Source organism: Streptococcus pseudopneumoniae, assembly GCF_001072925.1.
GTDB lineage: Bacteria > Bacillota > Bacilli > Lactobacillales > Streptococcaceae > Streptococcus > Streptococcus pseudopneumoniae_Q.
The window spans coordinates 1-491 of the sequence record NZ_JVHE01000009.1 but is presented as its reverse complement, the minus strand read 5'-3'; the positions used below and the strand labels follow the sequence as shown (position 1 = coordinate 491).

1 pseudogene is annotated in these 491 nt (G+C 42.4%); it reads right to left on the bottom strand.

The features are described from left to right. A pseudogene (locus ADH81_RS11135) lies at positions 1-491 on the bottom strand (hypothetical protein); the annotation flags it as partial.

Here is a 491-nt window from a genome sequence, read left to right as displayed (position 1 = left end):
TACCAGTGTTTGGCAATTCTTTCGCTCCTGCTTTCTTAGCTGGTTCTTGAGCAGGTGAATCTTGGTTAACAGCTGTAACAGCTTTTTCAGCTGGAATAACTGCTACTGATCCATCTTCAAAGGTTACTACTACTGATCCATCATTGTTAACTTTGATATCTTTCGCAGTTGGGTTAGCTTTCTTAACTTCTTCTGCTACTTTAGCTTTTTCAGCGTCAGTCAAGTTACTTGGATCTGTAACCGGAGTTACTGATGGATTCTTAACGCCATCTGATTCCTTAGCTTTGTCTGATGATTTTTTAACAGTCTTATCTGCTGGGATAACAGCTGTTGTACCATCTGGGAAGGTTACTGTCGCTGTACCATCTTCACCAACTTTAACATCTGTTGCTGTTGGGTTAGCCTTCTTAACTTCTTCCGCTACTTTTGCTTTTTCGGCATCTGTAAGGGCTGATGGGTTCGCTACTGGAGTCACAGCTGGGGTCTTAACG